Genomic DNA, 8,759 nt, shown 5'->3' with positions numbered 1-8,759 from the left:
TCAGGATACTTGATCTTGCATCCGAAGTCAGATGATGTGGCTGATAGATCAATGAGCCCGACGAACATATCTGTGTCCAGGTATTTGGATCCAAGGAATGCACTCTCAACGAAGGCTTCCGGAGTAGTTGCATACTGCTTGTAGCTCTGGTTGGCAAACTTCCTCATGATACCGCAGGCAAGCGGGTATACGGGTAGCCTGTCGACCTTCTTGTCTCCCATTGAGGCCAGGGTCCTGTCCATGTGGGTCATCTGTTCTTTTGATTTGACACCGACCTTCTCGAATTCCTCGATGATCTGCCTGGCAGTCTCCAGTCCGATATCGCTCTTGCCTTTTACCTTCTTCTTTGAGAGCGATTCCCTGTACTTAACTTTACCAAGACTGATCTTTTCCTGATTCCACCTTATCTGGTTGGGCTCAAGCTGTTTTACGTGTTCGCTTGCCCAGTCACTTGCATGCATAGCATCGGCATGGGTTGAGTCAGCACCAATCTCTTTTGCAAAATCTTCTGATACAGGTGCTCCACCCACCATTACCTTTAGTGAGTCCCTTATACCTTCTTCCTGAAGTATCTCGATAACCTTTTCCATGTTCACCATGGTGGTGGTCATCAGGGAACTCATGGAAATAAGGTCAGCTTTGTGCTCTTTGGCAGCCTCGACGAACTTCTCGATGGGCACATCGGCACCCAGGTCGATCATCTTGAAACCTGAAGCAGATAACATTGTTTTCACAAGGTTCTTGCCGATGTCGTGCACATCTCCTTCAATACTGCCAATTACTCCCACGGCAGCTTTTTCTGCGCCCTCTGTCTTCATTGCAGGGCTCAGGATATCCATGCCTGCATACATTGCACTTGATGCGATAAGCAGATGCGGTACGAATGCTTCTCCTTTTTCGTACCTGTCGCTGATTATCATCATTCCCTTGGCAAGACCATTTACGATTGCCTCGTAAGGATCCAGTCCGTCATCGATAACTTTCTGTGCAAGTTCTACTGCAAGATCGTCATCGCCTTCAACTACAGCTTCCGCTAATTTATTTAGAATGGCAGCTTCCATAAAATACCTCCTTGAATTACGTATTTCCTTCCAACAGTACTCTATTTCCGTACTATTGACAATAAAGGGTAGGAAATTAAGGTATATAGCATAACTGTAGGTTATTTATTTGAATCTTTAATATTATCAGAGCCTTTCGGGGAGTTAACTCCGTTAATGATATTTACTGCAATTCATGGGGTAACCAGAGTTAACCGGAGAAAAACGACTAATGAAATTAAAAGCATTAATCAGGTTAATACCTTTAATCAGGATATCATCAAAATGAGATATCTTTCCTGAGCACCCCCCAAGAATATGAGTAACTGTTGAAGAGAGCAAGTTACATCTGCTCTATGTATGAAGAATTAGACCTGAAATGCTCAAAAAGGTCTTTACCCCAGTTAAAAGAGCTTTCATCAAAGCTCATCATTGCATGGTTATGGTAAATGCCGTTTTTAAAGAAAAGTGAGAAGGATAAAAAGCTGTTAGTCACTATACAGGAAGCAAGACCGATAGTATCGGCATGGACATAAATATCAACGTTTTCCATTCCCAGGAACTCTTTCAATACAGAGCCGTACTCATTTCTGAGACGCTCAAAGACCGGTGCAGATACGATAAGGGATATATTTACACCTTTTCTTGCCAGCTCCAGATATTTAGAAGGGTATGCAGGACTAAAATAGGACGATACTTCCCTTATGTATTCCGCTTTTGCCAGGTTGTTCTCAAGTTTGAGAGGCAATTCGTACATGCGGTTAAGATCAGGCTCTATGAGCTCGCAATCCCCGAGTTCTTCAACCCTGTCCTGCAGACCCGTAGGTATGGAATTGAATTTGTGGCTTTCCCAATATTCAATATTATCGGAGTAAACTTTCAATGTATTGACCAGAGGAATTATCTTTCTGACGATGACCTCACCAAAATGTGAAAGATTATACAGATCATTGTCATAAACTATCAAACCCTGGTCTATCAAGACTTTTATCTGGGTCATCATGGCACTTGTCGTCACGTTGAGCGTGCCTTTGATCTCCTCGATGTTCATAGGTCTTTCTATCAACAATAAAAGCAGATCCATTCTTTTATCGGATAGGAAAAGTGTTCCCAGAAGAGCAAGCTTTATTTTATCCCCTCACATCGAGATACTCAGAAATAATATCGTTCATCAACTTCGGCAATTCTCATGATAATTTAAAAGAGCATTGAATCTACCCCATTTCACTCCATTTTGGGATATTCACATGCACTGTACTACCCTGTCCAATTTCACTTTCGACCCATATGTTACCCTGATGCGCGACGACAGTGTCCTTGCAGATATACAGGCTTGATTCAAGACCCTGGTACATCCTTGTGATCGAGTCCTCCACCTGATACATTTTGTTAAAAAGATGGGGAATGAGTTCTTTATCTATACCTTCACCAGTGTCAGTTATTGTTACATGGAGATAATCATCTTCCTCGGATACCCCGACGCTAATACTATTTCCTTTAGGCGTGAAATTGATAGCATTGTGTATCAGGTAGATAAACATCTCTGTAAGCTTCTCTTTGTCACCCCTTGCCACCGGAAGACCTGTCGGGATCGCCTTCTCCAATACCAGTTCCTTTTCGTCGATCAGCAGGATCAGATTGAGCAGTGCATCAGACAGGATACCACCAATATTCACCGATGCAAACGAATATTCTATTTTGCCGGATTGTTGCAAATTGCTGTACAAAACTGTATCTATAAGGCGTTTCAACCTTTCGGAATTCCTCAGGAGTGTAGAGATAGCTTCTTTTTGTGAATCGTCAAGCAAATGCAGTGTTTCGTCATCAAACATATCATAAACATGTAAAGACTCAGGGTCCTTTTTCATGTTCTCCGCAAGGAATTCGGATTTGATCATATTGACAGATCGCAGTTCTGTATTCGCCTTTGAGAGCTCTTCGGAGTATTTGCTTAAAGCACCTATCAGCTGTTTCCTCTGGACAAGCTTCCACATGCCCTGCATGAGAAGTGTCAATTGGCGGACATCTGATTCATTGTAATCTTCCTCTTTGTTCCCTACACCTGCTACTGCAACTATATGGTCGCCGTCAAATATAGGAACGTTCATATGCCTTGTCAATTCAACGTGACCTTCCGGATATCCTTTTTTCAAGGAGCTGGGTGCTGTATAATCGTTAGTGATAACAGCTTTTCTCTGCCTTACAGCTTCTCCCCATAATCCGGTGGTCTTTACAGGATAAGTGAAGTGTTTGTCACTTACGCTGCAGTCTCCCATTGCCGATTTTGACCAGGAATGCATATTCAGGACAGTTTCGTCAGCATTCATGAACGCAAGATATCCCAGTTTGCTTTCAGTAAGACGGACAGCCTCCTCCTTTGCAAACTCAGCGATCTCATCTAAAGACGCAGCTGTCATTTCATTGAGCTTTATCAAAGTCTCAAGACGTGACTCGTTCAAAAGTTTTGCCTTCTCAGCTTTCTTACGTTCCGTGATGTCACGTGCAACCGACAGGATGGTTTTCTTGCCATTATAATCGATCATCCTTGCATTGATCTCCAGCGGTATGACAGAACCATCCTTCCTGATCGCAGCAGCTTCATACATAGCCCTCCGATCCCTTTCTATCACTTTGAGCAGTTCAGAAGCACGCTGTACATACCAGGAAGGCACGATATCAAGTGGTGAAGATCTCAAAATGTAATCTTTTGTATGGCCTAGGCTGTCAATAACAACCTGATTCACATCTATGAGGTTCCCATTCAGTTCACTGACATATATCTGATCATTGATATTATTGAAGATCGTTTTGAACTTATGTTCGGATTCCCTGAAAGTTTCATTCACGATCCTGTGCTCTATCTCTATAGCTGCAAGATCTGCGTTTGCCTTAAGATATTTGAAACATGCCTTTTTCGGTTCAAAAGGCACATTGAAATACATTACGAAAACGCCTAGTATCTCACCAGTGGAAGCTACTATGGGTTCAGCCCAGCTGGCCTTGATCCCTGCTTTAAGTGCAACTTCCCGGTGTCTTGCCCAGTAAGGATGCTCTTCTATACTGTCAACGATGACCCTTTCACCCATGTAGAGTGCTGTGCCGCACGTGCAGTTCCCATAGCCGATCTCAAGGCCTTCCATAGCCTCTTTGAAAAAGAGAGGAAGGTTAGGTGCCACGACACGACATATGTACTGCTTATTCTTGTCAAGCAACATAACAGCGCATATCAGGCCGGAGCGAACCTTTTCTGCATTGGTGACAAGCAATCCCAGAACATCCTCAAGAGATATTTCTGTAAGAGGCTTCCAATTATTGGAATTTTTCTGCTGCTTGATAAGTTCATGGTGTTTACGCTCGGTGATATCCAGGATAGTGCCTTCGATATGCACATTCTCATTGTCGTAACTCTTTATATGCACCCTGTCTTCAACATACCGCGTCTCACCGAACTTGGTTATGATCCTGTATTCCCGAAGGTACTCTGCCAGTTGCTTGTTCAGGTATTTAAAGGCTTTTAAAACAAGTTTCCTATCATCCGGATGGATCAGGTCAGCATATTTTATTTCCCCGGAATAGAAATCCTCGGGCGTATACCCGAATTGTCTTACATTGTTGGATACGTATTTCACAGGAAAGTCTTTATCGACCTTTCTTGAAATTACAATAATCGGACTACTATTGATTATAGAGTCCATGCTGATTTTATGATTCGATTGTCCAACCATATTTTTTGACCGAAAAAGTATGGGCATTTATAGATATATATTTGCCCCTTGTTTGTATTCTACCATAACCACTCTTTCATGGAAAGCAAACTCACTAGAACAGGAGAATCAAATGACAGACAGATCCTGACTGGAAACAGGCCTTATATCCCTGTAATGGATAGCTTTGGCCGGGCATATCCTGATGCATCTCTTGCAACTCATGCCCAGGCAAAGATGAGCCATGTATCCTGCATACACACTTCCATTCTTACTGGTTATTTTGATCGCACTCTCTGGACACTCTCTTTCACATATCTTACATCCCATGCATCCGAATGATTGTTCCTCAATGACTGTGTCCATTTCCTGCATTATTTCGATGCCTCCGGATTCTGAGCTTGAGATATCCTTTTTGACCCTCCTCTGCAACAATGGAGCAATCTCCAAAGATGGCATACGGGGCATATTATAGGACTCAAGGACACTGTCATATACTTCTTCAGGCATGCCTTCAGTCCAGTATGCAAGCTCGCATGCATAGATGTTCTTAAAGGTTTCATTTGAGGCCAGCATAATGTGATCTGCTTTTATCCTGTCTGCAAGCTCCTGTATTTCCTGAAGTTCATAGTTTCCGAGCACCACATCTTTTGCAAGTTCAAGCGATGTGTTCCCGAACTGAACTATCTTTTTTACAAATCTGGGTGCGAGGCCTATCTTCCTTGCTTTGTCGGCATCCACATACGTACCTGAAGCACCGGACATATACATGTATTCCAGGTCCTCGAATTTCAGTCCAGCTTCCACCAGCAGCGTCAGATGCGCCGCCCTTATGGCACCAATAGCCTTTCCGGCTTCCTCGATGTCCTTGTCGCTGAGCTCAACCCCTTCCCCAAGTATAAGTTTACCATTTGGAAGATGCGGCAGTGTCTTTATCAGACCCATGCTCATTGCAAGAGATATAGCAGAAATGACACCCGTTCCTGTAATGCCCAGAGGGGACAATTCGCCATTCTCAAAGATGACACCTGTCAGAGGGTCGATAAGATGGCTTTTTCTGCTGTCCATGCGTTCATCCAGCACAGTGATCCTCCACATGCCGTTCTCTTCGTTAACATCAGATATTGCGCCGGGGCTTGCAAGCATCCCACATTTTATGCCCTGTCCTTCTATAGCCGGGCCTGCTGCAGCACTGCAGGTAATTATCCGGCCATTGACCTTGAGTGCCATTTCAGCATTCGTGCCATAATCAGTTACAAGGGATATGCCATCCTGCTTCATGAAATCAGTCTTGACCATCATTGCAAGGGCATCTGCCCCGATCTCATGTTCGATGGATGGCAGTACGATCAGATCGCACACATCAAGCCCGGAGGATTTTCCAAAGATCTCAATACCATCATAGATCTTCATACCCCTTTTCACTTCACCTATACCAAGCCTTTGTTGCATGTTCTTGCCGGCATACGCAAGGTCGCGTATTTCGATGTTCTGGAAAAGGGAAAGCTGTATAGGGTTACCGCACACAGCGATTTTTCTGATCTCCTCGGGAGAAACGGGGAGCATATCAAACATCTTTTGAAGTGTATGGACCATTATTTTATTTGCAACATCTCCACCTACCTGGATGGCAAAACCAAGATGATCGATAACATTTCCTCCTGGAAGAGGATGCTTCATCGTCATTATAGTCTTAAGGATGCTTCTTGATTCAAGGTCTATTAGTTGCAACCGAAAACCACTGGTGCCCAGATCTATTGCAATACCATACATAAGATGTCCTCCGTATTACTTTATTGAAATGTCTGAAAAACCGCTTAGTCCGTCAGACTGTGCAATGCTGTATGAAAACAATCTGTTATTAAGGTATAAATAATAACTTCAAGTAATAAAGCCGAGGTTACGATATTATCAATAATGATGGCGAAATTAATGCAGTTGATTTTAACGGCGTTAACTCCAAATTGACAGGGTTGATAAAATCAAAGCTGTTGATTTTATCGGCAGGAGAATCAGAACAAAGTTTACAATAATTATACAAACACTTAGAATACTGGTTTGCAAGGCCCTTTAGATTGTGGAGACGGGCCTTGCAAATCCGAAGTAGTACTGCATGATACAATCACGCAGTCAAGCAGAAATGTTAGGGAAGTGCAATTCACATTGTATGATGGAGGTAGGCTGGATCGACCCAGTTTAGTGAAATTTTTTTCTGCAAACTACTTCATGCCCTTATTGAGCAATCACGCTATTAACATATAGATATAAATAATAACTTATGGTAATTTAACAACCGCGTATGTATTATCAAACAGGTGTCATCCTGCCCAATTATAGATTATACACATGGTACATTCAGGATTCAGCAGAAGCCAGAAAACAGCGGTCACTGGGGAATAAACACCTTTGATAAAATCAATGTCATGAATCAGAAATGACTTAATGCAGAGGGATGAGAGTAAAGGCGCAATATAGGTTCTTTATTTAACCTTCTCTGCCATTTGTTTGTAGTGTGCAAATAGATCTTTTCCCCAGAGACGGGCACTTTCATCAAAGCAGAGCAGTTTTTTATGGTCGAATATCCTCTGGGTATTAAAGAAAGAAAGCAGCATCATGTTATCCGTGATCGAAAGAGCTCCCAGCCTTATCGCGTCATCATTACATACAAAAAGATTTGAGTTGTGGGATTCCATCATTGCATTATATTGATCAGTATATTCTTCTTTTAACCGCGTATATACGGATCTTGTCAGTATCAGATCAAAATTCACTTCTTTTCTGGAAAGTTCAGCATAATTATAAGGACAGGTAGGACAGAAATAAGAATAGAACGTAGACACTTTCACCGACTGCTTCAGGCTCAGGCATAATTCTTTAGGTGGTTCGAAAAGATGGTTCAGGTCCGATTCGTGAACTATTACTTTCCCCAGTTCTCCAATCCTGTCAAGAAGATCCTCGGGAATGGCACACATATCCCTGCTTTCCCAGTATTCTTTATTTTCCTCAAGCACACTAAGTGCCTCTATAAGAGGCTTTGTTTTTTTCAGGATGATCCTGCCGATGTAGGTCAGCCGGTATTCGTCGGACTTCTGTTCAATAAGACCCTGTTCAATAAGTATCTTTACCTGGGCCATTATTGCACTGGTGGTTCCTGTGAGGGAATCTTTTATTTCGTCGATGGTTGCCGGTTTATCCATTAACATAAGAAGAGTGTTCTTCCTTTTTTCCGATAGGAACACCGTGCTGATCAATTCGGCTTTCATTTATGTCCTCTTATGTTATACTGTTATAGATTTATTTAGTACGTTTCCTGCTTAACTAATTTTCGTTTACTTAATCGAATATTATGCTAATAGTTCTCACGCCTCATGCCTTCAGAAACCAATTATAGCTTGAAAGCCTGGCCCGATAAAAGGTACTCTTAGAAGCTTAACCGATATAAAGCCAACTCCTGAAAGTTCAAAACCGACTTTTTGATCAGAATCCTGATTAGGGTATTCACATAGGCCGCAAGAGTATGTGATCAAATAAGAGATATGCCGAATATATTTATTTTCTTATTATCTGCCGGGTCGCTCTCCAAAGGTATTATTATACCGCTTTACTACAGATCCGATATAGTTGGAAGTAGTTCGTGAGGATGTCTTAGACATGAAATTGTTGAGAGGGAACTCCGTGTGACAGTGAGTACAGCGGGCAAGTTCACAGCCCCTTGCCAGGCTCGGGCAGTCAGCGCAATACTTTGCCCGTGAGTAAAAGAGACTGAACGACTGGCCGCATTCAGGACAGAGGAGCATCCTGTTCGCATCATAGAACTGTTTGTTAACCCCTCTTCTCTGCAGTTCAAAAGAGTACCTGTCATCGCGGGATAAATCATCAGCATATCTGTTTTCTCTTTCGGGCACTTATCTACACCTCATAAAATGACTACGTTTTACCATTATTTACAGAATATATATAACAACTTACTACAAGCAATCAATGATACGGAGATTATCAATGGCATATTCTATGT

Annotated in this window: 6 protein-coding genes; all 6 read right to left on the bottom strand. The window is 42.4% G+C overall.

What is annotated here, in order from left to right; all coding sequences use genetic code 11:
- Positions 1-1,061, bottom strand: a 1,061-nt coding sequence (locus Q8J68_RS12675; RefSeq protein ID WP_305311879.1) for a methyltransferase cognate corrinoid protein, incomplete at its 3' end; no start/stop codon positions are given.
- A 322-nt stretch (positions 1,062-1,383) separates the two neighbouring features.
- Positions 1,384-2,124 (bottom strand): winged helix-turn-helix domain-containing protein, encoded by a 741-nt coding sequence (locus Q8J68_RS12670; RefSeq protein WP_305311878.1) that lies wholly within the window; start codon positions 2,122-2,124, stop codon positions 1,384-1,386.
- Positions 2,125-2,254: 130 nt separating this feature from the next.
- Positions 2,255-4,735 (bottom strand): GAF domain-containing protein, encoded by a 2,481-nt coding sequence (locus tag Q8J68_RS12665; RefSeq protein WP_305311877.1) that lies wholly within the window; start codon positions 4,733-4,735, stop codon positions 2,255-2,257.
- Positions 4,736-4,873: 138 nt separating this feature from the next.
- On the bottom strand, positions 4,874-6,517 hold the full coding sequence (locus tag Q8J68_RS12660) for a methylamine methyltransferase corrinoid protein reductive activase (protein WP_305311876.1): 1,644 nt from the start codon (positions 6,515-6,517) through the stop codon (positions 4,874-4,876).
- Between the two features lie 707 nt (positions 6,518-7,224).
- Positions 7,225-8,007, bottom strand: a complete 783-nt coding sequence (locus Q8J68_RS12655; RefSeq protein ID WP_305311875.1) for a winged helix-turn-helix domain-containing protein — start codon at positions 8,005-8,007, stop codon at positions 7,225-7,227.
- 297 nt (positions 8,008-8,304) lie between these two features.
- Complete coding sequence (locus tag Q8J68_RS12650) at positions 8,305-8,649, bottom strand: hypothetical protein (RefSeq protein WP_305311874.1); 345 nt, start codon at positions 8,647-8,649, stop codon at positions 8,305-8,307.
- Positions 8,650-8,759 lie beyond the last annotated feature (110 nt).

Source organism: Methanolobus sp., from assembly GCF_030682845.1.
Taxonomy (GTDB): Archaea; Halobacteriota; Methanosarcinia; order Methanosarcinales; family Methanosarcinaceae; genus Methanolobus.
This window is presented reverse-complemented; position numbering and strand designations above follow the sequence as displayed.

Coding starts and splice junctions, on each gene's coding strand:
- Q8J68_RS12670 (WP_305311878.1), bottom strand. CDS start 2,124: ATGGATCTGCTTTTATTGTTGATAGAAAGACCTATGAACATCGAGGAG.
- Q8J68_RS12665 (WP_305311877.1), bottom strand. CDS start 4,735: ATGGACTCTATAATCAATAGTAGTCCGATTATTGTAATTTCAAGAAAG.
- Q8J68_RS12660 (WP_305311876.1), bottom strand. CDS start 6,517: ATGTATGGTATTGCAATAGATCTGGGCACCAGTGGTTTTCGGTTGCAA.
- Q8J68_RS12655 (WP_305311875.1), bottom strand. CDS start 8,007: ATGAAAGCCGAATTGATCAGCACGGTGTTCCTATCGGAAAAAAGGAAG.